The following is a 25,499-nucleotide window of genomic DNA, read 5'->3' on the forward strand; positions in this document are numbered from 1 at the left end:
TTACGGGCTGATGACAGGCGGTGCCAGTAAACGGCTCCAGGCCAGCAGCCGGTCGGTCAGAATAAGTTCGCGGTTAAGCGATGCAACGTGCAGCAGCTGTTCGCGACAGGCTATCCACTGCTGCACACTGCTGTTCAGGGCGTTGCTGTTCAGCTGACGGGCCAGCGCGGTCACAACATCAGGCCGATCGCCATTACTCAGCCACGCCGCTGCACCCTGCTGCATTTTCATGGCGTCCACCAGCAGCGAGATGAGCCAGCCCAGACGATCGGCCACGTCGTCACTGTTCAGCGCAGGCAGCAGCTGCAGAATGTCGTCATTCAGCGCCGTGAGCAGCGTATCGCATAGCGTCTGACGCATCTGCCAGCGGGCGGGCTGCAGCAGCGCCAGCGCTGCGGCAGGCGCCCCCCCGCTCAGTCGCAGCGCAGCGCGCAGCGCCGCTTCCGGCTGTGTCACCTCACGGCCCAGCCAGGCGAGGCTCTGCGACTCCTCCGGCGGGATCAGCGGCCAGCTGAGACAGCGGCTGCGCAGCGTGGCCAGCAGCCTGGATGACTCCCGCACGCTCAGGAAGAACCAGCAGTTTGCGGGTGGCTCTTCCAGCGTTTTCAGCAGCGCACTGGCAGCCGCTTCCGTCAGCTGGGCAGCATCCGGCAGCCAGACCACCTTCGCACCCCCCTGCTGCGCAAAATGATAGAGCTTTTCCGTCACGTCGCGCACGGCATCAACACCCAGCGACGCTTTTCCTTTTTCTGCTTCCAGCCGGTACCAGTCCGGATGCGTATGCGCCTGCATCAGTTCACAGCCGTGACATGCGCCGCAGCTTTTAGCCCCTTCACGCTGCTGGCACATCAGCCAGCGGCTGATGCCCCATACCAGCGCATCGTCTCCCATGCCCTCAGGTGCCTGCAGCAGCAGCGCATGATGCGCCACGCCCTCCTGATGGCGGGCAATAATCTGCCGGTAGGGCTGATTCAGCCACGGATACCAGTTCATGGGCGCTGCCCGGCCAGCCAGCGATGCAGGGCAGCTTTAAGTGACGTTGTCACCTCATCAATAGGCTGCGTTGCATCGACAGTCACGATGCTGGTGTCCGCCTGCGCCAGCGCCAGATAGCGTGCACGGGTGCGTTCGAAAAAGCGCAGCGACTCCTGCTCAATGCGATCCAGCGCGCCACGGGCCCGGGCGCGCTGCAGTCCGATTTCCGGCGTCACATCAAGGTAGAGTGTCAGGTCGGGACGAAAATCGCCCAGCACCGCATCACGCAGCGTGGTCATCAGCGCGGCATCCATTTCACGTCCGCCGCCCTGGTAAGCCTGCGAGGAGAGATCGTGACGATCGCCCACCACCCACGCGCCGCGCGCCAGCGCCGGCTTGATCACGTTTTCTACCAGCTGCACCCGGGCAGCATAGAGCATCAGCAGCTCAGCTTTGTCGGTAACCTGTTCGCCTTCAATACCCTGCTTCACCAGCACCCGCAGCTGTTCGGCCAGCGGTGTGCCGCCCGGCTCGCGGGTGAATACGATGTCGCTGATACCGTGCTGCTGTAAAACGTCCACTACCGCATCGCGCGCCGTGGTTTTACCCGCGCCTTCCAGTCCTTCAATGACAATAAACTTACTCTTCATTTTTTTCCTTCAGCGCCTGGCGGTAAGCCTGCACCGCCCGGTTATGGCTGGCGAGATTCGTGGTAAAAGTATGCCCGCCCTTGCCATCCGCGACAAAATAGAGATAGCTGCTCTTTTCCGGATGCGCAGCGGCTTCCAGCGAGGCGCGCCCCGGCATCGCAATCGGTCCGGGCGGCAGGCCGCTGATGCTGTAGGTATTATAGGCGGTCGGCGTATCGAGATCTTTACGCGTCAGCGTGCCGGTATAGCGCTCGCCCATTCCGTAGATCACGGTGGGATCGGTCTGGAGCTTCATCCCGGTGCGCAGACGATTAATAAACACAGACGCTACCCGCGCGCGCTCTTCGCTTACGCCCGTCTCTTTCTCGATAATTGACGCCATTGTCACCAGCTCCCGCGGATCTTTATAGGGCAGATTCGCCATACGCTTCTGCCAGACCTCATCGACCAGCTTGTTCATGCGGGTGTGTGCACGCGTCAGTACTGCAACGTCCGTGGTATTGGCAGTATAGAGATAAGTATCGGGATAGAAGCTGCCCTCGAGCTGTGCAGCCTCCAGCTTCAGCGCTGCCGCCACGCTGGCAAAACTGTCATCTGCGAGCGTATGCTTCAGATAAGGCGCTTTACGCAGCTCGCTCAGCCACTCACTGAGGCGTGAACCTTCGATAAAACGGAGCGGGAACTGCGCCTCTTTACCGCTGGCCAGAAGCTGCAGCAGCTGACGCACGGTCATGCCCTGCTCCAGCCGGTAAGTACCCGCTTTGAACTCTGCCAGCGCCGGATGCAGCTTCAGCAGCGGTCCAAACCAGATACTGCGCGGAATAATATGCTGACTTTCCAGCTGCGCTTCCAGCACTACACGTCCGCTACCCGCCGGCAGCGTGTAAAGAGTTTCCTGGTGAATGGTCAGCGGCGCGTCTGCCAGGCGCTCTGTCTGCCAGTAGCTAAACGCGGCAGCGGCAGCAGCGATCGCTGCCACACCCGCAATAATTTTTTTGGTTCGACTCATGTTACGTCCATTTTCTGGCAACAGGTAAAAAGTTGCTGATACAGCGTGCGTTCAGTGAAAACGATGTCATCGATTTGCCGCACCGGCAGCACCGGCATCAGTGCATTACAGATCACGACTTCGTCAGCGCCGAGGACCGCTTCACGCGGCGCGCTGACTTCCTGGCAAGCCTGGCCGCTGGCCGCCAGCTGTGCCATCAGAAAACGTCGCATAATGCCGTTTACGCCCGCCTGATCCAGATGGGGAGTAAAAATCCGGGTGCCGCTGCGCCAGAACAGATTGGCAGCGCAGCATTCTACCACGCATCCCGCGGTGTCCAGTACCAGCGCCTCGTCTGCATCGGTTTCATCAAGGTGGTGGCGAATCATCACCTGCTCCAGCCGGTTGAGGTGTTTGATGCCTGCCAGCAGCGGATTACGGGCCAGGGGCACCGGACTGGTGACCAGGCTCGCACCCTGCTGCTGCAGTGTAGCGTAATGCTGTGGCCAGGGTGACAGTGAGAGGATGCGCACAGGAGCCTGACAGCCGCGCCGGCTGTAGCCCCGTCCGCCGGAGCCCGGCGTGAGGATGATCTTGAGCACCGCCCGGGCATGCCCCTGCGCAATGCGCCGCATTTCATCCGCCAGCAGCGACAGATCAGGCATCGGCAGCAGAAGCTGCCTGCACCCCTGTTCCAGACGCTGCAGGTGCGCCTCAGCCATCACGACTCTGCCGTTATGCACGGCGGCCGTGGTAAAACAGCCATCGCCAAACTGAACGGCACGATCGCTGGCCGGCAGCATTGTTTGCGGAATACCGTTAATCCACACCGCGCTCTCCTCAGACAGTCAGCCCTGAAATGATCTCATCTCCCCGGATAGGTGCGCTGAAGAGCAGATCAGAAAAAAGGCCCGCATTGCGGGCCTCTGTTCGGCAGAATAGCGATTATACCTTGCGGAAAATCAGCGAGCCGTTTGTGCCGCCAAATCCAAAGGAGTTACACAGTGTATACTCCAGACCGCTAACCTGGCGCGCCGTATGCGGCACAAAGTCCAGGTCACATCCCTCATCCGGATTATCCAGGTTGATGGTTGGCGGAACGACCTGATCGCGCAGTGCCAGAACCGAATAAATCGCTTCTACAGCACCGGCAGCACCTAACAGGTGACCGGTCATTGATTTGGTCGAGCTGACCATAACGCTGTGTGCTGACGCACCAAATACGGATTTCACCGCCTGCGCTTCTGCTTTATCACCGGCTGGCGTAGAAGTGCCGTGCGCGTTGACATAGCCGATCTGTGACGGATCGAGTCGCGCATCACGCAGCGCGTTAATCATCGCTGCAGCGGCGCCTGAGCCATCTTCCGGCGGTGATGTCATATGGTAAGCATCGCTGCTCATGCCAAAACCAATGATTTCAGCATAGATTTTCGCACCGCGCTTTTTGGCGTGTTCATACTCTTCCAGTACCACAATACCGGCACCGTCACCCAGTACAAACCCGTCACGATCTTTATCCCACGGACGGCTGGCCGCCTGCGGATTGTCGTTTCGCGTTGAAAGCGCACGTGCCGCACCAAAACCGCCCACGCCCAGAGGCGTACTGGCTTTTTCCGCGCCACCCGCCAGCATCACATCAGCATCATCATAAGCGATAATACGTGCAGCGTGGCCGATGTTATGTACGCCTGAGGTGCAGGCCGTAGCGATCGAAATACTTGGGCCTTTCAGGCCGTACATAATGGTGAGATGACCGGCGACCATATTAACAATGGTAGAAGGTACAAAGAATGGACTGATTTTGCGCGGGCCGCCTTTAACCAGCGAGCTGTGGTTCTCTTCAATCAGACCCAGTCCGCCAATACCAGAACCAATAGCCGCGCCAATACGTCCGGCGTTCTCATCAGTTACGACCAGACCGGAGTCCGCCATAGCCTGAATGCCAGCCGCAATACCATACTGGATGAAATCGTCCATCTTGCGCTGATCTTTCCGCGAGATGTACTCATCACAATTAAAATCTTTCACCAGGCCCGCAAAACGCGTTGCATAAGCACTGGCATCAAAATGGTCGATCAGGGTAATGCCGCTCTGACCGGCAAGGAGAGCACTCCAGGTAGACTCTACGGTATTGCCGACAGGAGACAACATGCCAAGACCGGTCACAACTACACGACGCTTAGACACGTTCGTCCTCCAGGGAGGGAAAAATAACGCAATGTGGGGCAAACATAAAACTCAGGCGGTCATAAGACCGCCTGAAGATATTCATTAGCCTTGATGGCTAGTGACGTAATCGATCGCTGCCTGAACGGTAGTGATTTTCTCAGCTTCTTCGTCTGGAATTTCAGTATCAAACTCTTCTTCCAGAGCCATTACCAGCTCAACGGTGTCAAGAGAATCTGCACCCAGGTCTTCAACGAAAGAAGCAGTGTTAACCACTTCGTCTTCTTTAACGCCCAGCTGCTCAGCTACGATTTTCTTAACGCGTTGTTCGATATCGCTCATACTATTTAATTTCCTATCAAAACTCGCTTTCGCGATGGTTTTCGTAGTGTATAAAATGGTGAAAAAGATGCAACAAAATCCCGGCTGGTCGAACCACGATTTTGCGCTATTCTGCGGTGTTTACCGCAAATAATGCAAATGATTTCGTGATTATCAGACCATGTACATGCCGCCATTGACGTGCAGCGTTTCACCTGTGATGTAGGCTGCTTCGTCAGAGGCTAAGAATGCAACAGCATTAGCAATTTCCTGCGGGTCGCCTAAACGGCCTGCAGGCACTTCTGCCAGAATGCCCGAGCGCTGATCTTCATTCAGTGCACGCGTCATGTCCGTCTCAATAAAGCCCGGTGCCACGACGTTTACGGTAATGCCACGTGACGCGACTTCACGCGCCAGTGATTTGCTAAAGCCAATCAAACCCGCCTTTGCTGCAGCGTAGTTAGCCTGACCCGCGTTACCCATGGTTCCAACTACAGAACCGATGGTGATGATACGGCCCACACGTTTTTTCATCATGGCACGCATGACCGCCTTGGACAGACGGAAAACTGATGTCAGGTTGGTATTAAGAATATCATCCCACTCATCATCTTTCATGCGCATCAGCAGATTGTCACGCGTGATGCCTGCATTATTGACTAAAATGTCCACTTCGCCAAATTCAGCACGTACTTTTGCCAGCACTTCATCGATAGAGGCTGCATCCGTGACGTTCAGCGCCAGACCTTTGCCGTTGTCGCCGAGATAGGCGCTGATGGCTTCAGCACCGCTTTCGCTGGTCGCTGTACCAATAACTTTTGCACCGCGTGCCGCCAGCGTCTCTGCAATGGCCCGGCCAATACCGCGGCTTGCGCCCGTTACCAGCGCAACTTTACCTTCAAAATTCATGATTATCCTCTTATTCCTGAGAGAGTGCTGCAGATAGCGATGCAGGATCGTTGACTGCGGCTGCCGTCAGGCTATCAGCAATACGCTTCGTCAGACCGGTCAGGACTTTGCCCGGACCCATCTCCAGCAGCTGGGTAACACCCTGCTCTGCTATAAATTGTACTGATTCGGTCCAGCGTACCGGGCTGTAAAGCTGACGTACCAGGGCATTACGGATAGCCGCAGCATCACTTTCGCATTTAACGTCAACGTTATTCACGACCGGCACATCTGGCGCGTTAAAGGTAATCTCTTCAAGCGCTACGGCGAGCTTTACAGCGGCAGGCTTCATCAGCGCACAGTGCGAGGGCACGCTAACCGGCAGAGGCAGCGCACGTTTCGCACCGGCTGCTTTACAGGCCGCGCCAGCACGTTCAACCGCGTCTTTGTTACCGGCAATTACCACCTGGCCCGGCGAGTTAAAGTTCACCGGCGAGACCACTTCATCCTGTGCGCTCTCTTCACAGGCTTTGCGAATCGCTTCATCATCAAGACCGATAATCGCCTGCATGGCGCCCGTGCCTTCCGGGACCGCCTCCTGCATCAGTTTGCCGCGCAGTTCGACCAGTTTAATGGCATCATCAAACGCCAGCACGCCCGCACAAACCAGCGCCGAGTACTCACCCAGACTGTGACCTGCCAGCAGCACCGGCTGAGCGCCCTGCTTCTGCTGCCAGACGCGGTAAATAGCGACTGAGGCCGCCAGCAATGCTGGCTGTGTCTGCCAGGTTTTGTTCAGCTCTTCAGCGGGCCCCTGCTGAACCAGCTGCCACAGATCGTAACCCAGCGCATCAGACGCTTCGCGAAAAGTCGCCTCAATCTGAGGGTTATCAGCAGCGAGCTCAGCCAGCATGCCAACGGTCTGAGATCCCTGTCCCGGGAAAACAAAAGCTAATTGCGTCATCTGTCCTTCCTGTCAATCAAAAGCGTACCAGTGCAGAACCCCAGGTAAAACCACCACCAAAGGCTTCCAGCAAAATCAGTTGTCCCGGCTTGATCCGGCCATCGCGCACCGCTTCATCCAGCGCGCTGGGGACCGAAGCCGCAGAGGTGTTACCGTGTCGGTCAAGCGTCACTACCACTTTATCCATGCCCATGCCGAGCTTGCGAGCGGTTGCGCTGATAATGCGCAGATTTGCCTGATGCGGCACCAGCCAGTCAAGCGCGCTGCGATCGAGGTTATTCGCCTGCAGCGTCTCATCAACGATGTGTGCCAGCTCTGTTACCGCCACTTTAAACACTTCATTACCCGCCATGGTGAGATAGGCAGGTTCATCCTGCCGCGCGCGATCCTGATAAGGCAGGGTCAGCAGCTGGCCATAGCGGCCATCGGCGTGCAGATGAGTTGAGAGAATACCCGGCTCGCTGCTCTGTCCCAGCACCACCGCGCCCGCGCCGTCGCCAAACAGAATAATCGTCCCGCGATCGCTGGGATCAAGCGTGCGCGCCAGCACATCAGCACCAATCACCAGCGCATGCTTAACCGCACCGTTTTTAATGTATTGATCGGCAACGCTCAGCGCGTAGGTAAAACCGGCACAGGCGGCACCGAGGTCGAATGCCGCGCAGTCGTTGATCTCCAGCATCTGCTGGATCATGCATGCGGAGCTGGGGAACGCGTGGCTGGATGAGGTTGTGGCAACGATAATCAGGCCAATGTTGCTGGCGGCAACGCCTGCCATTTCCAGCGCGCGCTGTGCAGCGTTAAAGCCCATGCTGGCAACCGTTTCATCGGGTGCAGCAATACGACGTTCGCGAATGCCGGTACGGGTGACAATCCACTCGTCTGAGGTTTCCACCATTTTTTCCAGATCGGCATTGGTGCGGATCTGCTCAGGCAGATAGCTGCCTGTTCCGATAATTTTGGTATACATCTACGCTTTGTCACTCCTGGCTAATACAGCGTCAAGGCGCGCGGCAATTCTTTCGGGAACTTGCTTACGCACCGCCTGCTCTGCCTGTTCTATTGCCACAGCGAATGCCTGAATATTGGCAGCGCCATGGCTTTTGATCACTGTTCCGCGCAATCCTAACAGACAAGCGCCGTTATACTGGTCGGGGTTTAGATGACCGAAACGCCTGATCATACGCTTTTTCAGCCAGCGTCCCAGCAGTTTCAGCCACCACGTCCCTTTATTACTTTCGCCTGACGATTTCAGCAGCGACAAAAACAGCCGCACCACGCCTTCCATCGTTTTCAGCGTTACATTACCGGCAAAGCCATCACAGACCAGCACATCTGTTTTGCCGGTCAGCAGGTCATTACCTTCAAGATAACCAATATAGTTGATCTGAGGGCTTGCTCGCAGAACCGCAGATGCGGTGCGAATCGATTCAAGCCCTTTGGTCTCTTCCTGGCCAATATTGAGCAGCGCAACGCGTGGTTGCCGGATTTCCAGCACCTCTTCCGCCATGACAGCCCCCATGATGGCAAACTGCACCAGCATATCGCTGTCAGAATCGACGTTAGCCCCCAGATCAAGAATGACCGTTTTGCCCTGCTGTTGATGGGGCAGAACGGTCATCAGTGCCGGCCGCGCAATGCCGTCCAGCGGTTTTAACAGGAGTTTAGCCAGCCCCATCAGCGCACCCGTATTACCGGCACTGATGCAGGCCTGCGCTTTGCCATCCACAACCAGCTCCAGCGCCACGCGCATAGAACTGCCACGGCTCTGTCGGATAGCCTGTGAAGGCTTCGCATCACTTGCAATAACCGATTCGGCAGGGATAACCTGCACACGCCTCAAAAGTGAGGAATCCGCTTTGGCAAGAAATGACGAGATTGTGTCGGGATCGCCGACCAGAAGAAGAACCAGCTGCGAATGAGAGGCCAGTGCCTGCAAGGCTGCAGGCACTGTCACGCAGGGACCGAAGTCCCCGCCCATGGCATCAACTGCCAGGGTCAAACGTGTCAAGGTATCGCCTTGCGTAACCGCAAAGAATTACTTGGTGATAACCTTGCGACCGCGGTAGTAACCATCCGCAGTGATATGGTGACGCAGATGAGTTTCACCAGAAACTTTATCTACTGACAGAGTGGCAGTGGTCAGGGCATCGTGCGAACGACGCATGCCACGCTTGGAACGGGTTGGTTTATTCTGTTGTACGGCCATGGACCTTACTCCTATTACTTACGCTTTAAACTGGCTAATACGGCAAATGGATTTGGTTTTTCTGCCTCTTCAGGCAGCTTACCAAAGACCATGTCCGCGTCGGACACTTCACAGTGTTCAGAATCATGCACCGGAACCACCGGCAGCGCGAGGATGAGCTCATCTTCTATCACTGCCAGCAGGTCGATCTCACCGAAATCGTTGACATCAACCGGCTCGTAGGCTTCCGGTAGTGCTTCAGCCTGATCGTCAGAAGAGACCGGACTAAAGCAATAGCTTACGTGTACAGCTTGCGGAAATGGCTGGTTGCAGCGTTGACACATTAACGTCACCTGCACATCCGCTGTTCCCTGAAGAACCGCGAGGCGCTGGTTGTCAACCGCAAACGACATGGCACATTCCACATCACTGTCCACACTCACGACCGTTTCGGCCAGGCGCGCCACCAATTCAGGTGCATAAACACCATGATAATCCAGGCGTTTTTGCGCGGCGCGGACCGGATCGAGCGTCAGGGGTAATTTTACCTTTTGCATAGGGCGCGCATATTAACTTTGTAACGTCTTAGAGTCAAAGAAAAAGGCCGTTTTACAGCATCTTTCACCAGCTAGTCGCATCCAGTGCGGCGCATAGTTTAAAATGCCCGTCATGTTTACGCTATCTATTCTGTAAAAAAATGATGATGCCACTGGTTTTAGCCTCAACGTCCCCGTTTCGTCAGGCACTGCTCAGCAAGCTTGGCGTGCCTTTTATTACTGCCGCGCCTGCATGCGATGAGACCCCGCTGCCCGAAGAAACCGCGCCTGAACTGGTGCAGCGTCTCGCGCTGGCCAAAGCGCAGGCACTGGCCGGGCAGTTCCCGGATCGCTGGATCATTGGCTCTGACCAGGTGTGCGTACTTAATGGCGCGATCGCCGGGAAGCCGCACACTCGCGAAAACGCCTGCCGGCAGCTGGCGCAGGCAAGCGGTAAAGCCATTGTGTTTTATACCGGACTGGCGCTGCTGCAGCCTGCCACCCGTCAGCAGTTTGTGCTCTGTGAGCCTTTTACGGTGCACTTCCGTACGCTGAGCAGCCAGGAGATTGCGCGCTACGTTGAGCGGGAGCAGCCGCTGGCGTGCGCCGGCAGTTTTAAAAGCGAAGGGTTGGGGATTTGTCTGTTTGATCGGCTCGAAGGACGCGACCCGAATACGCTGGTCGGGCTGCCGCTGATTGCGCTTAATCAGCTGCTGATTAAGGCCGGCATCAACCCGCTGGGCTGATGCCGGTATATTCAGCTTTTCTTCTGCCGCAGTCTGGTCAGGCAGTGTTTGAGTGCCGCATCCAGCGGCGCTTCCATGCGTAATGTTTCGCCGGTTGCGGGATGCGTAAATGTCAGCGCTGCCGCGTGCAGAAACAGGCGCGATAACCCTGTGCCGGCCAGCTGACGATCAAATTCGCGATCGCCATAGCGATCGTCAAAAGCAATCGGATGACCGCCATGCAGAGTATGCACGCGGATCTGATGCGTGCGTCCGGTCACCGGGCTGGCTTTAACCAGCGTCGCCAGCTCAAACCGCTCTTCCACTTTGAACCGGGTTTCTGAAGGCTTGCCTTCTGCACTGACGCGCACTATCCGCTCTCCGCTCTGCAGAATATTTTTCAGCAGCGGCGCCTGCACCACTTTCAGATGAGAGGGCCAGTCGCCGCGTACCAGCGCCAGATAATCTTTTTGCATCCCCTTCTCACGCAGCTGCTCATGCAGCGAACGCAGGGCCGAGCGCTTTTTAGCAACCAGCAACACGCCCGAGGTGTCGCGATCCAGCCGGTGCACCAGCTCCAGAAAGCGCGCCTCCGGACGCAGTGCCCGCAACCCTTCAATAACACCAAAACTCAGACCGCTGCCGCCATGTACCGCCGTGCCAGACGGCTTATTCAGCACCAGCAGATGGTCATCCTCATACAGAATGGCATCCGCTAACGCTGCAACTTTATCGAGTTTAGGCGACACCGCCTGCTCTTCGCGCTCTGCAACCCGTACCGGTGGCACGCGCACTTCGTCGCCATCTTCGAGTTTATATTCAGGCTTGACGCGTTTTTTATTTACCCGTACTTCGCCTTTACGCAGAATGCGATAAATCATGCTTTTTGGCACCCCTTTGAGCTGGGTACGCAAAAAGTTGTCTATACGTTGTCCGGCATTTTCAGCCGTGATGGCGACAAAATGTACGCCGGGATTCTCTGTTTTCATGCCGGCGATTCTAAATAGTGTCCCCTGATAGCGCCACCCCTTTTTCTGTGCTTAACTCACTCTTGTTTCAGGCGTCTGACCGCTTAAAACGGTGGCTTTTTCAGCAATCTGCTGATTAGCCCCGCAAATGAACAGGTTAAGGGCGTACAAACTTCACAGCTCGACAAAAGTCGCCTTGCTATATGCGGGTGAGCAGTGGAATAATGCTGCTGTTTCTGCATCGGAAAGATTCGGGCAGAAAAAGAGCGAAATTAAGGTAATTTGCCGGATAAAACGAGCACGCAGCAATGGCGTAAGACGTGATGCTTTATCAGGCACTTAGCGGGCTGCGGGTTGCGGCCTGGACAACAGACTGGGATGTGTGGATTTTCAAAAATTTTGTATTATTTCCACCTTCAGGCGCTGGTTTTCCTTATGAAAAGCAGGCCACCGACAAGATTTGCGCCCCTTTAGCCGCCGACAACCGTGAGGTTGACGTCAGTGCATGCAGACACGGGGCCATCGGTTGATTCTCGTCCAGGGTAACGATGCCCGCAGCTTTATCACTCATGTGAGAATAACGAGTAAGTCACGATGAAAAGAATGTTAATTAACGCAACTCAGCAGGAGGAGTTGCGCGTTGCCCTTGTTGACGGTCAGCGTCTGTACGATCTGGATATCGAAAGTCCCGGACACGAGCAGAAAAAAGCCAATATCTACAAAGGTAAAATCACCCGCGTTGAACCCAGCCTTGAAGCGGCATTTGTCGATTATGGCGCTGAGCGTCACGGTTTCCTCCCTCTGAAAGAAATTTCCCGCGAATACTTCCCAGCTAACTATAACGCGCATGGCCGTCCTAACATCAAAGATGTGCTGCGTGAAGGTCAGGAAGTGATCGTTCAGATTGATAAAGAAGAGCGCGGCAATAAAGGCGCTGCACTTACGACCTTTATCTCTCTTGCAGGCAGCTACCTGGTTCTGATGCCTAATAACCCGCGCGCCGGAGGCATTTCCCGCCGGATTGAGGGTGATGACCGCACTGAACTGAAAGAAGCCCTGTCGGCGCTGGAATTGCCGGAAGGCATGGGTCTGATTGTACGCACGGCAGGCGTGGGTAAATCAGCGGAGTCGTTGCAGTGGGATCTGAGCTTCCGTCTTAAGCACTGGGAAGCGATCAAAAAAGCTGCAGACAGCCGTTCCGCCCCGTTCCTGATCCATCAGGAGAGCAACGTTATTGTGCGTGCTTTCCGCGACTATCTGCGTCAGGACATTGGTGAAATTCTTATCGATAATCCTAAAGTCCTGGAGCTGGCGCGTCAGCATATCGCTGCGCTGGGCCGCCCTGACTTTAGCAGTAAGATCAAACTCTATACCGGTGAAATTCCGCTGTTCAGCCACTACCAGATTGAGTCGCAGATCGAGTCCGCCTTCCAGCGTGAAGTTCGTCTGCCTTCTGGCGGCTCAATTGTTATAGACAGCACCGAAGCGTTAACCGCGATCGACATTAACTCTGCCCGCGCAACCCGCGGCGGCGATATCGAAGAAACGGCATTCAATACCAACCTTGAAGCAGCCGATGAGATTGCCCGCCAGCTGCGCCTGCGTGACCTCGGTGGCCTGATCGTTATCGACTTTATCGATATGACGCCGGTACGTCACCAGCGCGCCGTAGAGAACCGGCTGCGCGAAGCGGTGCGTCAGGATCGTGCACGCATTCAGATTAGCCATATCTCCCGTTTTGGTCTGCTGGAGATGTCGCGTCAGCGTCTCAGCCCGTCACTGGGTGAGTCGAGCCACCACGTCTGCCCGCGCTGTAGCGGTACGGGTACCATCCGCGATAACGAATCACTGTCGCTCTCTATTCTGCGCCTGATTGAAGAAGAAGCGCTGAAAGACAATACCAAAGAAGTGCACGCCATTGTGCCGGTGCCGGTTGCCTCTTACCTGCTGAACGAAAAACGCGAAGCGGTCAGTGCAATTGAGAAGCGTCAGGGTGGCGTACGCGCCATTATCGTGCCTAACGATCAGATGGAAACGCCGCACTACTCCGTGCTGCGCGTGCGCAAAGGTGAAGAGACACAAACCCTCTCTTATCATCTGCCGAAGCTGCATGAAGCTGAAATGGCACTGCCATCAGAAGAAGAGCACGCTGAACGTCGTCGTCCGGAGCAGCCTGCGCTGGCAGCCTTTGTGATGCCGGATGCCCCGCCGGCACCGGTTGAAGTCGCTGCCGAAACACCTGCGGCGAAGAGCGAGACAAGCGCTCAGGCCGCAGCACGTCCTGCGGCAGCGCCGGCCACGGTCAGCACGGGTCTGGTGGGTCGCCTGCTTAACGGTCTGAAAAAGCTGTTTGCGAGCGATACCCCGGCAGCAGCTCCTGCGGAAGCGCCCTCTCAGCAGGAGAGTAAGCCAGCAGAAGAAGAGAACAACACGCAGCAGCGTGGCGAACGCCGTAATAACCGTCGCAACAATAATCGTCGTGAACGCACGCCGCGCAATGGTGAGCAGGTTCAGAACCGCGAAGCTCGTGAGCCGCGCGAACCGCGTGAACCACGCGAACCACGTGAAGCACGCGAGCCGCGTGAAAATCGTGAACCGCGTGATAACCGCGAACCGCGCAACGATCAGGACAATCGCCGCAACAAGCGTCAGAACGAGCCGCGTGCCGAGCGCCCGGCTCTGACTGAAGAGCAGCAGCAGCAGCGTGATGAACAGCAGCAGCAGCGCCGTGAACAGCGTGCCGAGCGTCAGCGTCGTCGTCAGGAAGAGAAGCGTGCTCAGCAGCAGGAAGAGAAAGCCGTTGAGACCGTCGCGACTGAAGAGATCCCTGCGGTGGACGCAGCGGTACAGGAAGAAGAACGCGTTCAGGTCATGCCCCGTCGCAAGCCGCGTCAGCTGACTCAGCGTATCCGCAGTGGCGAGACACCGGAAGCATCATCAGTTGCCGCGCAGCCAGAAGCAGCAGCGGACATCGCACAGCCGGTGAACGCCGCTGAACAGCCGGAAATGAGTGATGAGCAGGATGATAACGAGAACCGCGAAGGCGCGAACATGCCACGCCGTTCACGTCGCTCGCCGCGTCACCTGCGCGTAAGCGGTCAGCGCCGCCGTCGCTATCGCGATGAGCGCTATCCGCTGCAGTCGCCGATGCCGCTTGAAGCGGCAGCCGCCTCACCGGAGATGGCATCTGGTAAAGTCTGGGTATCCTATCCGGTTGCTCAGACGCACGAGCAGTTCACCTCTCAGGAGGCGCTGAACGAAATGCCAGACTACGGCTATCAGGATGCAGACGCGCTGCCGGCAGCTGCCGAAGCCGCCTCAGCGGTTGCGCCACAGCCAGAAACGTCAGAAGTGGTACATCAGGCTGAACCGCAGACGCACACCGAGGTGCCCGTGGTAAACACCGATGATCTGACCCCTGTTGCCGCGCCGGTTAATCATGAGCCTGCGGTTATCTCTGCAGCCGATGAAGCGGTGGCGCAGGAGACGGCGGCGGAAGCCGGTCCTGCGACCGTGACAGAAGAGGCGCCACAGCCTGCTACGCAGGAAGAGGTACAGCCCGCGGTAACCGAAGCCGTTGCCACAGCAGAACAGGCACCAGCGGATGTTACCCCTGTTGTCGAAACGCAGGTTGAAAACGTGCTGTCAGCGCCGGTCGCGGCGGAAGCGCCTGTCGCGCCGGTCACTGAACCTCATGCGCCGGTTCCGGCTCGCGATGTGTCAGTCGAACAATCAGAGTCACGCTTTAAGCTGCACGCCACGGCACCGATGACCCGCGCCCCGGCACCAGCGTGGGAACCGGAGCCGGAACGTCACAGCGACTGGGTACGTCCGCCGTTCAGCTTTGATGGCCGCGGCTCTGCCGGTGGTCATAGCGCGACGCACCAGGCTACCGCTCCGGCCACCCGTCCGGACAGCGTGTAACCCTGCGCGGATAAAAAAAATAAAACCCCGGCTGGTCCGGGGTTTTTTATTGCCTGCTGTTTACCGTGGTCACCGCGCCAGCTGTGGCCTGAACCGCAGACAAAAAAAACCCATCGCCCGCGAAGGCGATGGGAAAAACAAGCATACCCGGTTAAGTACGCTGAACGTCTGGTCAGTTACGAATTCAGCTGGAACAGCGACATCTTCGACATATCACTAAAGGTTTTGTATGACGCCTGCAGCGCCGTCTGCTGCATGGTGTAGCTGGAGATTGCCTGGGTATAGTCCACCTGCACCAGATCGCTCATCTGCGTATTCATGATGGTTTTGCGATCGTCACCCTGCTGATTCAGCGTACCCACCTCTGCCATCTGGATCCCCACTGCAGAACGCACTGTCAGCACGTTATTGAGTGAGTTACTCAGTCCGCGGTTGGTTTTATCCATCGCAGCCTGAAACGCCTGCTTTGTGGCGTCGTCCGCGTTATCCTGCGGTGTTTTAAGCGCGGCAATTGCACTGTCGAGCATGCTGAACAGGCTGGTCTCGCTGGTGCCGTTATCAGGTTCTGGCTTTGCGTTGCTGGTGATAGCCATAAACACTGATTTACCGGTACTGCTCACCTGCATGGTACGGCTTTCGTCAACTTTCTGAGTGATCGGCTCATCCCCGCCCAAATAGGCCACACCGGTACTGCTGTCGCTGAACGGCGGGGCGTCTGTCTTATAACCGGCAAAAATGTAGCGTCCGTTGCCATCCTGACTGTTCGCCTGGTTCAGCAGCTGCGCGCGCAGCCCTTCCAGCTGGGTCGCCAGCGAGGCGCGATCGTCATCGCTCAGCGTGCCGGTGGACGCATTGACAATGGTGGTCTGCGCATCCTGTATGGTGCCGATCACGCCGGAAAGCGCGTTCTCTTCCATTGACAGGCTCTGATTAGCAAAACTGCGCGCCGTGGCGTACTGGCTGCTTTTTACCTGCGACTGTGACAGCACGACCGCGCGTGAAGCCGCGATAGGATCGTCAGAGGGATTACTGACCCGCAGCCCGGTTGCCAGCTGCTGGCCTACCTTCAGCCAGGAGGATTGCGAATCGGTGATCCCGCGCACCTGCTGGTCAAAAATCATACTTGAGCTAAGACGCACTTTCTTCTCTCCTCTGCTTAGCTGCGAATGCCCATCAGCGCGTTGAATACCGCGCTGGCGGTCTGCAATACCTGCGCATTCGCCATATAAAACTGCTGATATTTCGTCAGGTTGGCGTACTCTTCATCAAGGTTGACGCCAGAGACAGACTGCTGCCGGTCACTCAGCTGCGTCACCACGTTTTTCTGCGTGGTGCTGGCCGTTTCCAGCGAGTTGGTTTTGTTGCCCACGCTGCTGACAAGGCTGGCATAAGCCTGCGCGATAGTTGCGTTTCCGTTAACCAGCTTGCTGTCCTGCAGATCGAGCAGCTTCTGCGCATTGCGGTTATCGCTTTCGCCGCTGCCTTTCACGGCTGCCGCTGCAATCTCTGATTCGCTGGTGATGGCAACCGACATACCGCCAATCACATTCTGTACCGGCTTGACCAGAAAACTGTCACCGCTATTCGCACTGCCGCTGACCGTCAGCTGCAGACCATCAAAATTCAGCGTGCCGTCAGCAGCCGGCGCAACGTCGAAGCGCACATTATCGGCAGCACGGGTAACGGACCATGTGCCGCTGTCATAGCTGACGGTGTAGTTTGAGGCTTTCAGCGCGCTGGCATCACTCCAGCTGGCGCTAACGGAAGCCGCAGAGCTGTTTTTCAGATTGCTGAGCACATCCGGAGTACCGATAGTGAAAAAGTCCTCTCCCGGGTTGCCCTTACTGTCAAAGCCGCCTTTGTGCACGTCATTAAACGCGGTGGTAAACGCTGCGGCCAGCTGGCCCAGCTGGTTCTGTGCACCGTCCAGATCCTGACTGCGAAACGCCAGCAACCCTGCCAGCGAACCGGTGGTCAGCGTTTTTTCCGGGATTGCTACGTTACCGGCCTGTTTGTCGCTGTAGCCAACGGTAATGCGCGTGGGATCGGCGCTGGAAGGCATCGCCACCAGGCTGGTGGCATTGCGGCCATTGACCAGGGTAATGTTGCCTGCTGAGACGATATAGCTGCCATCCTGCTGCGCAACTTTCACGCCCACCACATTGTTCAGACTGTTTACCAGCTGGTCGCGCTGATCCAGCAGGTCGTTAGGGGCTGCGCCGCCGCCGGTGGTCAGCTTCGCAATCTGCGTATTGAGATCGGCAATCTGGCGCGTAAAGGTATTGACCTGATCGACGCTGGCGGTGATATCGGTATTGACGCTGGTCTGCATGTTATTGAGATATTGCGCCGTGGTCTGGAACTGATTGACCAGCCCCTGGGCATAACTCAGCATCGACTGACGCGCGGACGGATCGTTAGCGTTACTGACCACGTTCTGTACGTTGGTAAAAAAGCTCTGAATGGACGTTGAGAGGCTGGTCGTAGAGGTCGAAAGCAGATCGTCAATATTGGAGATCTGATTATGCTGGGTATTGACCGCGCTGTAGCTGGCGCTGGATCCGCGCAGCTGCGTCGTGATGAACTCATCATATTCGCGCTGTACGCCGCTGACATTTACGCCGTTGCCATAATAGCTGTTGCCCTGCAGCGTACTGCCGGCCTGCGACAGCAGAGTAGTCTGCCGTGAATAGCCCGCCACAGTGTAGTTACTGATGTTATTACTGGTAGTGCTTAATGCGGCCTGTGCGGCGCTCAGCCCGCTCATTGCGGAGTTAATTATACTGGACATCTCGGTTCCTTTCTTTCCCGTTAACCGGGCTGGCAGTCATCAGTGCAGTTGTGCGGACGGCAGGCGCCCGCAACATATGAAGGTTATCGGCGTGCTTAAGGGAAACTTGAGGCTAAGACGTCAGAACAGATCGGTGATATCCTGGCCATAAGCTTTTACAACTTTTTCGCCCATGTTTTTGAATTGCTGGATCATTCCCACCAGTTTCTGCGCATATTTCGGATCGGTGGCGTAGCCCGCCGCCTGCAGCGCGCGCGCGCCCTGCTCGGCACTTGGCGCGCTGGTGACCGCCGCATAGCGCGGATTTTTCGACAGCAGGCGCACATAGTCAGTCAGCGCCTCAAGATAGGAGCCATAGACACGGAAACTGGCCCGCACTTTCTTCGCCTCACCCGCCTCATATTCAGTGGTCATGATATCCGTGGTTTCGCCTTTCCAGTCGCCGCTCGCTTTAATGCCAAACACGTTATAGCTCGGCTTGCCGTCGCGGGTCAGGATTTGACGCTGGCCCCAGCCCGACTCCAGCGCCGCCTGCGCCAGAATCAGATGGTGCGGGATACCGCTCTGCTGGCTGGCGAGCTTCGCCGGCTGCGCCAGCTGGGCGATAAACTCACTGCTGTCAGAAGGAAGATTCACAGGCGTAACCGGCAGACGCGGTACCGCTTTGCGCACAATCTGTTCCAGCTGCATCGGCACGCTGTTGCTGCTGCTGTAGATAAAGCTGTTATCCAGCTTCATCGGAACCGTGCCGGCACGCTCATCGGGCTCCTGCGGGGGCTGCATCTGTTTGACAATGGTGTCAGCCAGACCCAGTCCGCGCTTGCCTATCTCCTGCGCAATCTGCTGATCGTAGAGCGAGGTGTAGAGTCGGGTCTGGTCGTTGCTCAGCGCGCCATCCTGCGGCAGCGCGTCGCGCATGCTTTTCAGCATCATCTGCACGAACATGCCCTCTACCTGTTTCGCCACCTGCAGCGCTTTTCCTTTGGGATCGGCAGCGGCCTGGCGTTTCAGCTCGTTCAGCGAGCGACTGTCATACGCCGCATTATTCAGCGATTGCATATCGGTCATCAGATGATTTCCAGCTTCGCGCGCAGACAGCCTGCGCTCTCCATCGATTGCAGAATCGACATCAGCTCAATCGGCGTCGCACCCAGCGCATTCAGGGCGCGTACCACGTTGTTCAGGTTTGCACTGGCGTTAACGCGCTGCAGCGCACCACCGCTCTGCCGCAGATCGATCTGCGTCTGCGTTGTCGCCACCGTCTGCCCGCCGGCCAGCGGCGTATCAGGCTGACTGACGTTCTGCTGCTGATTCACCGTGACCGACAGGTTCCCCTGCGCAACGGCACAGGTGTTCAGCGTGACCTCACGGTTCATTACCACCGAGCCGGTGCGTGAGTTGATGATCACTTTTGCATCTTCCAGCGGTACAGAGACGTCAATGTTCTGGATCTCCGCCAGCGCCCGTACCTGAGAGCTGTTGTTTGGTGAAACGCGGATCTGTACGGTGCGCGCATCCAGCGGCAGTGCCGATCCAACGCCGCGGCTGTTGATGGCATCCGCGATACGCTGCGCCATGGTAAAATCTTCGCTGTTCAGCTGCAGGTTAATGGTGTTCTGGCTGCCAAAGTTGCTCTGCAGCTCGCGCTCCACGGTGGCGCCGCCGGTAATCCGGCCGCCGTTAAGCTGATTGACCTGCACGCTGCTGCCGCCGGCCGAGGCACCAGCGCCGCCGACCAGAATATTTCCCTGCGCCAGCGCGTATACCTGATTATCCACCCCTTTCATCGGCGTCATCAGCAGCGTACCGCCGCGCAGGCTTTTGGCGTTACCCAGCGAAGAGACCACCACGTCCAGCGTCTGTCCCTGACGGGCAAACGAGGGCAGCTTTGCTGTCACCATGACCGCCGCCACGTTTTTCAGCTGCATATTGGTGCCAGCCGGGACAGTGATCCCCAGCTGAGAGAGCATGTTACTGACCGTCTGGGTGGTAAACGGTGTCTGGGTGGTCTGGTCGCCGGTGCCGTCCAGCCCCACGACCAGCCCATAGCCAATCAGCTGGTTTTCGCGCACGCCCTGGATGCTGGTTAAATCGCGAATGCGGTCCGCCTGCGCCATCAGGCTGCTGACGGCGAGCAGTAATCCCAGACCTGCCCGCAGCAAAGTACTTTTTTTCATAATATCCTCTTACATCGGCGAGATGTTCAGGAAGAAGCGCTGGAACCAGCCCATGGTCTGCGCCTCATTGATATAACCGTTACCGACGTACTCAATACGCGCATCGGCCACCTGGGTAGACAGCACCGCGTTGCTGGCACTGATGGTGCGCGGGTTCACCACGCCAGAGAAACGAATAAATTCGGTTCCCTGATTAATCTCAATCTGTTTCTCACCCACGACGCGCAGGTTGCCGTTAGAGAGCACCTGATTCACGGTCACGGTGATGGTCCCGGTAAAGGTATTGTTGGCGGTTGCGCCCCCTTTACCTGCAAAATCGTTTTTACCGCCGGCGCTCAGTGCAGCTTTCTCACCGCCTGCGCCCAGTAATCCTTCCAGCCCGGTCGGCACACCGGTTACCCCAAAGCTGTTGCTGCCGTTGCGGTTGGCGCTGGCGGAAGAGCTTTTGCTCGCGCTGACGTTCTCCTGCAGCGTGATGGTCAGCGTGTCGCCGATATTACGTGGACGACGATCCTCAAACAGCGGCTGGTAGCCGTAGTTCAGCGGTGCCACGCCCTGAAAAATAGAGCCGTTCACCACCGGTGGTGCAGACGGCGTTGGCTCTGCCGTGGTTGCCCCCTGAACCAGTGGCGTGCGCGGCACCAGCGCACAACCGTTGAGCGTCAGTAGCAGCGTGGCTACCAACCAATGACCAGGCTTGAGAATCGCTTGCTTCGCCACGGAGTTCTGACCTTCTGTATGTTCTTAATCGGGCCAGCGGAGTGGCCCGGCGATCCCGGCGTTAAAGCTGGGTAAGTTTCTGCAGCATCTGATCGGACGTACTGATCGCTTTGCTGTTAATTTCATACGCGCGCTGCGTCTGGATCATGGTCACCAGCTCTTCCGCCACGTTGACGTTGGAGGTTTCCACATATCCCTGATAGAGCAGACCGGCGCCGTTCTGACCGGGCGTGCTTTCAGTGGGCGCACCGGAAGCCTGCGTCTCCTGATAGAGGTTCTCGCCCACGCTGTCGAGACCGGCATCGTTCATAAAGGTGCTCAGCGTTAGCTGGCCCACCTGCGCTGGCTGCGCCTGCCCCTGCTGCGTCACCGTGACCACACCGTCGCGGGCAATCGTGATGCTGGTGGCGTTTGCCGGGATAGTAATACCCGGCTGTACCGGGAAGCCGGCGTTGGTCACCAGCTGACCATTCTGGTCCACCTGGAAAGAGCCATCGCGCGTATAGGCCGAGGTGCCATCCGGCATCTGCACCTGGAAGTAACCCTGTCCGTTGACCGCCACATCTTTGGAGTTGCTGGTCTGCGACAGGTTGCCCTGGTTATGCAGCCGCTCGGTAGTGACCGGGCGGACACCGGTACCGATCTGCAGACCAGACGGCAGCGTAGTCTGCTCAGACGATTGCGCGCCAGGCTGACGCAGCGTCTGATACATCAGATCTTCGAAGACCGCGCGCGAACGTTTAAAGCCGTTGGTGCTGACGTTTGCCAGGTTGTTGGCAATCACGTCCATATTGGTTTGCTGTGCGTCAAGACCGGTTTTCGCGATCCATAAAGAACGAATCATTCTGTTTTCCTTACGCTTTAGCTGTTCATGTTGAGCAGCTGGTTAGCGCGCTGTTCGTTTTCATCAACGTTTGAGATCACTTTCATCTGCATCTCGAAACGTCGGGCGTTGGCGATCATATCGACCATGGTTTCAACCGGCTTAACGTTGCTGCCTTCCAGCACGCCCGGCATCACCTGTACCGTGGCGTCGTTAGCCAGCGCAGCACCGCGCTGCGCCTGCGTCGCCGCGCTGGGACGAAACATGCCGTCGTCACCGCGCGTCAGCTCCTGCCCGGTGGCGCGCACCAGCTTCAGGCGGCCCAGCTGAACCGTGGCGTTGGGCGCGTCACCCGCATTGAGCGCGGTGATAGAGCCATCCGCCGCGATGGTAAGTTGTGCCCCCTGCGGCACCGCGATCGGTCCGCCGTCGCCCATGACGGGATTGCCCTGAATGGTCAGCTGACCGGTCGGGCTGATCTGCATATTCCCGTTACGGGTATAGGCTTCACTGCCGTCGGCGGTGCGAACTGCCAGCCAGCCATCCTGCTGGACCGCCACATCCAGCGGACGCTCGGTATAGTCGAGCGACCCCTGTGTCATATCGGCACCCGGCGTTGAGGCGGCAACCAGCGTACGCGTTGGCAGAGACCAGCCGCTGACCGGCACCGCGCGCAGCGCGTTCAGCTGCGCCCGGAAGCCCGGTGTTGAAGCATTCGCGAGGTTGCTGGCGGTAACAGACTGCTGCTCCATCGTCTGACTGGCCGCGCCCATTGCGGTATATATTGCGTGATCCATAAAGCAATCCCGTTAGCGTATTAGCGAAGGTTAACCAGGGTGTTGAGGATCTGATCCTGGGTTTTAATGGTCTGGCTGTTCGCCTGATAGTTACGCTGCGCCACGATCATATTCACCAGCTCTTTACTCAGATCAACGTTGGAGGCTTCCAGCGCGCCTGAGGTCAGATTGCCGTAAGTACCGGTACCGGCAAGGCCGATAGCCGCCTGCCCGGATGAGCTTGAGGCTGACCAGACGTTATCCCCTTCCGACTTCAGCCCTTCCGGGTTAGAGAAGCTCGCCAGCACGATCTGACCCAGCAGCTGGGTTTTACGGTTGGAGTAAGTCCCGCTGATGGTGCCGTCATCGTTAATGGTGTAGCCGGTAAGATCGCCAGGCGAATAGCCATCCTGCGTCGGGTTACCAAAGTTGGTCGCGCCGGTGTTCTGCTGCAGGCTGCCCAGTACGCTCAGATCAATCGGCTGGTTTGCTGCCGCGCCGTTGGAGCCGTCAATGGTCAGACGGATGGTGTTAGCTGAAGTCAGCTTGCCGCTGGTGTCAAACGTCATGGTGAAGTTACCGGCGGCCTTACCGGTGGTGGAGTCAATCGCGTGTACCGCCCAGGTATTATCCGCGCTCTTGGCGTAGTAGAGATCCAGCGCGTGATCGTTACCCTGCGAGTCATACACGGTCACGGTGCTTTTGGCGTTATAGCTGTCCACTTTGCTGGTATCGAACGGCGTGACGGTCGGGACCGCATCGGTTGAGTTCAGGTTTGACACCAGGGTCGCCGCGGTAGTGGCGCGCGCTGACATCTGCGTGGTAGGAATGCTCAGCGCAATCGGGTTCGCACCGTTCTGAATGGTCGGCGGAGTGCCGTTTGCCGGGTAACCGGTGACCTTCATCCCCTGGGTGTTCACCAGGTTACGGTTTTCATCCAGCGTAAACTGGCCGTTGCGTGAATAGAACACGCCGCCGCTGGCGTCGGTCATACGGAAGAAGCCGTTACCGCTCAGCGCCACATCCAGCCCGCGGCTGGTTGAGGTGGTGGTGCCGTCGTTGAAGTTCTGGATCACCGCCGCCACTTTGGTACCCATACCCACGTTAGAGCCCGCGAACATATCGGCAAACGCGATGGTGCTTGACTTAAAGCCCGCCGTGGCGGAGTTGGCGATGTTGTTACCAATGACATCAAGGTTGCTGGAAGCAGCACCCAGGCCGCTCACCGCTTGTGAAAAAGACATGTAATCTCTCCTGCTAAGGGGTTAGTCAGAGAATCTGACGAATTTCATCGAGGGTCGCGGAGCCCATGGTGCCGAGATCCAGTTTCGCGGTGTTGTTCACGGTGCTGACGCCATTGACATAGGCGTAGTTCAGCGGTTGTGCCACCAGCTGTGTGCTGCCATTGCTGGCGGCGAGTGCTACAGAATATTTGCCATCCGGCGCGACGCTGCCGTCATCCAGTTTGCCGTCCCAGGAGAAGGTGTGTACCCCTGCGGTCAGGCCGCCCAGATCGATGTTGCGTACCACGTTGCCGTTGGCATCTTTAACCGTCACGCTGGTGCCGGTTGACGCCGTGCCCAGCTCCACGCCAAACGGCGTCGTGGTGCCTTTGCCAACCAGAACCTGATCGCCTTTGACCATCACGCCATGCCCGATCAGCGTGGAGCTCTGCAGCGACTGGCTGGTGCTGATCTGGCCGGAAATCGATCCCAGCGTGGTGTTCAGCTTCTCAATACCGCTCAGGGTGTTGATCTGCGCCAGCTGTGTGGTGAGCTGGCTGTTATCCATCGGATTAGTAGGGTCCTGATTCTGCATCTGCGTCACCAGCATGTTCAGAAACTGATTCTGCAGCTCCTGCGCGCTGTTACCGGTGCCGGCCGAGCCGGAGCTCAGGATCGTCGGGTCGAGATTGTCTTTAATGCCTACGGTTAAGCTCATCGTGTCTCTCCGTTACTGCCCGATGGTGAGCGTTTTCATCATCATCGACTTCACTGTGTTCAGGACTTCGACGTTGGCCTGATAGCTGCGCGACGCAGACATGGTGTTGACCGTTTCAGCGACCACATCCACATTGGGCATTTTGACGTAGCCTTTCTGATCGGCCATCGGATTGCCCGGGTCATAAACCAGTTTTGCAGGCGTTGGGTCGTTGACCACGCCGGCCACTTTAACGCCGCCGGTAGCCGCGCCCTGGGCGGCATTGGTCTGGAAAATCACCTGCTTTGCCACATAGGGCTGTCCATCCGGTCCGGTTACGCTGTCGGCGTTGGCCAGGTTACTGGCGCTGACGTTAAGCCGCTGCGACTGCGCCGTCATCGCCGAGCCGGCGATATCAAAAATATTCAGCAATGCCATGCTTATTGCCCCTGCAGTACGCTCATCATGCCTTTGATCTGGCTGCTGATGAGGGTGAGATCGGTTTGATACTTCAGGCTGTTATCTGCGAACTGCGTACGCTCACGATCCATATCAACCGTGTTGCCATCTGCAGCAGGCTGGTCGGGAATGCGATACAGCAGATCCATCGCGGGCTGCGCCTGCGTTTGTGCTTCAATATGGCGCGATGAGGTCACATTCAGCGCCAGACCGCTGCCCTGCGCGCGTCCGTTCTGCATCACTTTGTTCAGCTGGCTGGCAAAGTCGATATCGCGCGCCTGATACCCGGGGGTATCCGCATTGGCAATATTTGACGCCAGAATCTCCTGACGCTGTGCACGCAGGTTTAACGCTTCGGTACCGAATCGCAGTGCGGCATCGAGTTTGTCGAGCATGCTTCCTCCGCGAATGAAAATTTTGAGCTGACAGCTTAATCGGAGGATTGCAAGGGCGATCGTCTGAATAACAGCAAAAATCACAGCTATTTTTAGCCTTGATTTTTTTTTGCAGCGGGTAGACTCATCAGCAACTTTCAGTCAG

The 25,499-nt window shown here is 57.3% G+C and carries 27 protein-coding genes; 3 read left to right on the forward strand and 24 right to left on the reverse strand.

Going from position 1 to position 25,499, the window contains the following annotated elements:
• The 12 genes from holB to yceD form a co-directional block, all read right to left on the reverse strand.
• Window positions 1–993, reverse strand: coding sequence for a DNA polymerase III subunit delta' (holB, locus tag BBA90_RS13425; RefSeq protein ID WP_065649588.1), 993 nt, complete (start codon window positions 991–993; stop codon window positions 1–3).
• Window positions 990–1,625 carry a dTMP kinase gene (gene tmk, locus BBA90_RS13430; protein WP_065649589.1) on the reverse strand — a complete coding sequence of 212 codons (636 nt, stop codon included), beginning with the start codon at window positions 1,623–1,625 and terminating at the stop codon, window positions 990–992. The genes holB and tmk overlap by 4 nt, the downstream gene beginning before the upstream one ends.
• Window positions 1,615–2,634: an endolytic transglycosylase MltG gene (mltG, locus tag BBA90_RS13435; RefSeq protein ID WP_065649590.1), complete on the reverse strand. Its 1,020-nt coding sequence runs from the start codon at window positions 2,632–2,634 to the stop codon at window positions 1,615–1,617. The genes tmk and mltG overlap by 11 nt, the downstream gene beginning before the upstream one ends.
• Window positions 2,631–3,443, reverse strand: coding sequence for an aminodeoxychorismate lyase (pabC, locus tag BBA90_RS13440; RefSeq protein ID WP_065649591.1), 813 nt, complete (start codon window positions 3,441–3,443; stop codon window positions 2,631–2,633). The genes mltG and pabC overlap by 4 nt, the downstream gene beginning before the upstream one ends.
• A 115-nt stretch (window positions 3,444–3,558) precedes the next feature.
• Window positions 3,559–4,800, reverse strand: coding sequence for a beta-ketoacyl-ACP synthase II (fabF, locus tag BBA90_RS13445; protein WP_065649592.1), 1,242 nt, complete (start codon window positions 4,798–4,800; stop codon window positions 3,559–3,561).
• An 84-nt stretch (window positions 4,801–4,884) separates the two neighbouring features.
• A complete protein-coding gene (acpP, locus tag BBA90_RS13450) occupies window positions 4,885–5,121 on the reverse strand; it encodes an acyl carrier protein (protein WP_039383843.1) in 237 nt (78 codons plus the stop codon).
• Window positions 5,122–5,274: 153 nt separating this feature from the next.
• A complete protein-coding gene (gene fabG, locus BBA90_RS13455) occupies window positions 5,275–6,009 on the reverse strand; it encodes a 3-oxoacyl-ACP reductase FabG (protein ID WP_065649593.1) in 735 nt (244 codons plus the stop codon).
• Between the two features lie 10 nt (window positions 6,010–6,019).
• Window positions 6,020–6,952 (reverse strand): ACP S-malonyltransferase, encoded by a 933-nt coding sequence (gene fabD, locus BBA90_RS13460; protein ID WP_065649594.1) that lies wholly within the window; start codon window positions 6,950–6,952, stop codon window positions 6,020–6,022.
• Between the two features lie 16 nt (window positions 6,953–6,968).
• Window positions 6,969–7,922, reverse strand: a complete 954-nt coding sequence (locus tag BBA90_RS13465; protein WP_065649595.1) for a beta-ketoacyl-ACP synthase III — start codon at window positions 7,920–7,922, stop codon at window positions 6,969–6,971.
• Entirely contained in the window at window positions 7,923–8,963 is a 1,041-nt protein-coding gene (gene plsX, locus BBA90_RS13470) for a phosphate acyltransferase PlsX (RefSeq protein ID WP_065649596.1), read from the reverse strand.
• Between the two features lie 27 nt (window positions 8,964–8,990).
• On the reverse strand, window positions 8,991–9,161 hold the full coding sequence (gene rpmF, locus BBA90_RS18840) for a 50S ribosomal protein L32 (protein WP_017348070.1): 171 nt from the start codon (window positions 9,159–9,161) through the stop codon (window positions 8,991–8,993).
• 14 nt (window positions 9,162–9,175) lie between these two features.
• Complete coding sequence (gene yceD, locus BBA90_RS13475) at window positions 9,176–9,697, reverse strand: 23S rRNA accumulation protein YceD (protein ID WP_065649597.1); 522 nt, start codon at window positions 9,695–9,697, stop codon at window positions 9,176–9,178.
• A gap of 140 nt (window positions 9,698–9,837) precedes the next feature.
• Here yceD and BBA90_RS13480 point away from each other — a divergent pair, with 140 nt between their 5' ends.
• A complete protein-coding gene (locus BBA90_RS13480; RefSeq protein ID WP_065649598.1) occupies window positions 9,838–10,422 on the forward strand; it encodes a Maf family protein in 585 nt (194 codons plus the stop codon).
• Between the two features lie 11 nt (window positions 10,423–10,433).
• Here the strand turns inward: BBA90_RS13480 and rluC are convergent, their stop codons facing one another.
• Window positions 10,434–11,390 (reverse strand): 23S rRNA pseudouridine(955/2504/2580) synthase RluC, encoded by a 957-nt coding sequence (rluC, locus tag BBA90_RS13485; protein WP_065649599.1) that lies wholly within the window; start codon window positions 11,388–11,390, stop codon window positions 10,434–10,436.
• A gap of 299 nt (window positions 11,391–11,689) precedes the next feature.
• On the opposite strand from rluC, the gene BBA90_RS13490 reads away from it, so the two are divergent.
• Both BBA90_RS13490 and rne read left to right on the forward strand, forming a co-directional pair.
• Window positions 11,690–11,899: a hypothetical protein gene (locus BBA90_RS13490; RefSeq protein ID WP_139074200.1), complete on the forward strand. Its 210-nt coding sequence runs from the start codon at window positions 11,690–11,692 to the stop codon at window positions 11,897–11,899.
• Between the two features lie 64 nt (window positions 11,900–11,963).
• Entirely contained in the window at window positions 11,964–15,293 is a 3,330-nt protein-coding gene (gene rne, locus BBA90_RS13495) for a ribonuclease E (RefSeq protein ID WP_065649600.1), read from the forward strand.
• A 176-nt stretch (window positions 15,294–15,469) separates the two neighbouring features.
• Here rne and flgL read toward each other — a convergent pair whose 3' ends face one another.
• From flgL to flgB, 11 genes are all read right to left on the reverse strand, one after another.
• The gene (gene flgL / locus BBA90_RS13500; RefSeq protein ID WP_065649601.1) at window positions 15,470–16,432 is read right to left on the reverse strand and encodes a flagellar hook-associated protein FlgL; all 963 of its coding nucleotides are present in this window, start codon (window positions 16,430–16,432) and stop codon (window positions 15,470–15,472) included.
• A gap of 17 nt (window positions 16,433–16,449) precedes the next feature.
• Complete coding sequence (gene flgK / locus BBA90_RS13505; protein WP_065649602.1) at window positions 16,450–18,084, reverse strand: flagellar hook-associated protein FlgK; 1,635 nt, start codon at window positions 18,082–18,084, stop codon at window positions 16,450–16,452.
• A 120-nt stretch (window positions 18,085–18,204) separates the two neighbouring features.
• The gene (gene flgJ / locus BBA90_RS13510; RefSeq protein WP_065649603.1) at window positions 18,205–19,152 is read right to left on the reverse strand and encodes a flagellar assembly peptidoglycan hydrolase FlgJ; all 948 of its coding nucleotides are present in this window, start codon (window positions 19,150–19,152) and stop codon (window positions 18,205–18,207) included.
• The gene (locus tag BBA90_RS13515) at window positions 19,152–20,261 is read right to left on the reverse strand and encodes a flagellar basal body P-ring protein FlgI (RefSeq protein WP_065649604.1); all 1,110 of its coding nucleotides are present in this window, start codon (window positions 20,259–20,261) and stop codon (window positions 19,152–19,154) included. The genes flgJ and BBA90_RS13515 overlap by 1 nt, the downstream gene beginning before the upstream one ends.
• A 9-nt stretch (window positions 20,262–20,270) precedes the next feature.
• Window positions 20,271–20,981, reverse strand: coding sequence for a flagellar basal body L-ring protein FlgH (locus tag BBA90_RS13520; protein WP_065649605.1), 711 nt, complete (start codon window positions 20,979–20,981; stop codon window positions 20,271–20,273).
• A gap of 61 nt (window positions 20,982–21,042) precedes the next feature.
• Window positions 21,043–21,825, reverse strand: a complete 783-nt coding sequence (gene flgG / locus BBA90_RS13525; protein WP_039383803.1) for a flagellar basal-body rod protein FlgG — start codon at window positions 21,823–21,825, stop codon at window positions 21,043–21,045.
• Between the two features lie 17 nt (window positions 21,826–21,842).
• Window positions 21,843–22,601 carry a flagellar basal body rod protein FlgF gene (locus tag BBA90_RS13530; RefSeq protein WP_065649606.1) on the reverse strand — a complete coding sequence of 253 codons (759 nt, stop codon included), beginning with the start codon at window positions 22,599–22,601 and terminating at the stop codon, window positions 21,843–21,845.
• A 20-nt stretch (window positions 22,602–22,621) separates the two neighbouring features.
• Window positions 22,622–23,824 carry a flagellar hook protein FlgE gene (gene flgE / locus BBA90_RS13535; RefSeq protein WP_065649607.1) on the reverse strand — a complete coding sequence of 401 codons (1,203 nt, stop codon included), beginning with the start codon at window positions 23,822–23,824 and terminating at the stop codon, window positions 22,622–22,624.
• A 25-nt stretch (window positions 23,825–23,849) separates the two neighbouring features.
• Window positions 23,850–24,521: a flagellar hook assembly protein FlgD gene (gene flgD / locus BBA90_RS13540; protein WP_065649608.1), complete on the reverse strand. Its 672-nt coding sequence runs from the start codon at window positions 24,519–24,521 to the stop codon at window positions 23,850–23,852.
• Between the two features lie 12 nt (window positions 24,522–24,533).
• Window positions 24,534–24,938, reverse strand: coding sequence for a flagellar basal body rod protein FlgC (flgC, locus tag BBA90_RS13545; RefSeq protein WP_039383794.1), 405 nt, complete (start codon window positions 24,936–24,938; stop codon window positions 24,534–24,536).
• 2 nt (window positions 24,939–24,940) lie between these two features.
• The gene (flgB, locus tag BBA90_RS13550; protein ID WP_039383791.1) at window positions 24,941–25,354 is read right to left on the reverse strand and encodes a flagellar basal body rod protein FlgB; all 414 of its coding nucleotides are present in this window, start codon (window positions 25,352–25,354) and stop codon (window positions 24,941–24,943) included.
• Window positions 25,355–25,499: the final 145 nt, after the last annotated feature.

It is taken from the genome of Pantoea eucrina (assembly GCF_001691555.1).
GTDB classification, from domain to species: Bacteria; Pseudomonadota; Gammaproteobacteria; order Enterobacterales; family Enterobacteriaceae; genus Pantoea; species Pantoea borealis.

Bases quoted from the DNA above. Each gene is read 5' to 3' on its own strand.
- BBA90_RS13530 (WP_065649606.1), bottom strand. From the start codon at position 22,601: ATGGATCACGCAATATATACCGCAATGGGCGCGGCCAGTCAGACGATG.
- rne (WP_065649600.1), top strand. From the start codon at position 11,964: ATGAAAAGAATGTTAATTAACGCAACTCAGCAGGAGGAGTTGCGCGTT.
- flgJ (WP_065649603.1), bottom strand. From the start codon at position 19,152: ATGACCGATATGCAATCGCTGAATAATGCGGCGTATGACAGTCGCTCG.
- holB (WP_065649588.1), bottom strand. From the start codon at position 993: ATGAACTGGTATCCGTGGCTGAATCAGCCCTACCGGCAGATTATTGCC.
- yceD (WP_065649597.1), bottom strand. From the start codon at position 9,697: ATGCAAAAGGTAAAATTACCCCTGACGCTCGATCCGGTCCGCGCCGCG.
- rpmF (WP_017348070.1), bottom strand. From the start codon at position 9,161: ATGGCCGTACAACAGAATAAACCAACCCGTTCCAAGCGTGGCATGCGT.
- fabD (WP_065649594.1), bottom strand. From the start codon at position 6,952: ATGACGCAATTAGCTTTTGTTTTCCCGGGACAGGGATCTCAGACCGTT.
- flgK (WP_065649602.1), bottom strand. From the start codon at position 18,084: ATGTCCAGTATAATTAACTCCGCAATGAGCGGGCTGAGCGCCGCACAG.
- tmk (WP_065649589.1), bottom strand. From the start codon at position 1,625: ATGAAGAGTAAGTTTATTGTCATTGAAGGACTGGAAGGCGCGGGTAAA.
- fabG (WP_065649593.1), bottom strand. From the start codon at position 6,009: ATGAATTTTGAAGGTAAAGTTGCGCTGGTAACGGGCGCAAGCCGCGGT.
- BBA90_RS13480 (WP_065649598.1), top strand. From the start codon at position 9,838: ATGATGATGCCACTGGTTTTAGCCTCAACGTCCCCGTTTCGTCAGGCA.
- flgG (WP_039383803.1), bottom strand. From the start codon at position 21,825: ATGATTCGTTCTTTATGGATCGCGAAAACCGGTCTTGACGCACAGCAA.
- flgB (WP_039383791.1), bottom strand. From the start codon at position 25,354: ATGCTCGACAAACTCGATGCCGCACTGCGATTCGGTACCGAAGCGTTA.
- acpP (WP_039383843.1), bottom strand. From the start codon at position 5,121: ATGAGCGATATCGAACAACGCGTTAAGAAAATCGTAGCTGAGCAGCTG.
- flgE (WP_065649607.1), bottom strand. From the start codon at position 23,824: ATGTCTTTTTCACAAGCGGTGAGCGGCCTGGGTGCTGCTTCCAGCAAC.
- flgD (WP_065649608.1), bottom strand. From the start codon at position 24,521: ATGAGCTTAACCGTAGGCATTAAAGACAATCTCGACCCGACGATCCTG.
- flgC (WP_039383794.1), bottom strand. From the start codon at position 24,938: ATGGCATTGCTGAATATTTTTGATATCGCCGGCTCGGCGATGACGGCG.
- BBA90_RS13515 (WP_065649604.1), bottom strand. From the start codon at position 20,261: ATGAAAAAAAGTACTTTGCTGCGGGCAGGTCTGGGATTACTGCTCGCC.
- mltG (WP_065649590.1), bottom strand. From the start codon at position 2,634: ATGAGTCGAACCAAAAAAATTATTGCGGGTGTGGCAGCGATCGCTGCT.
- BBA90_RS13465 (WP_065649595.1), bottom strand. From the start codon at position 7,922: ATGTATACCAAAATTATCGGAACAGGCAGCTATCTGCCTGAGCAGATC.
- rluC (WP_065649599.1), bottom strand. From the start codon at position 11,390: ATGAAAACAGAGAATCCCGGCGTACATTTTGTCGCCATCACGGCTGAA.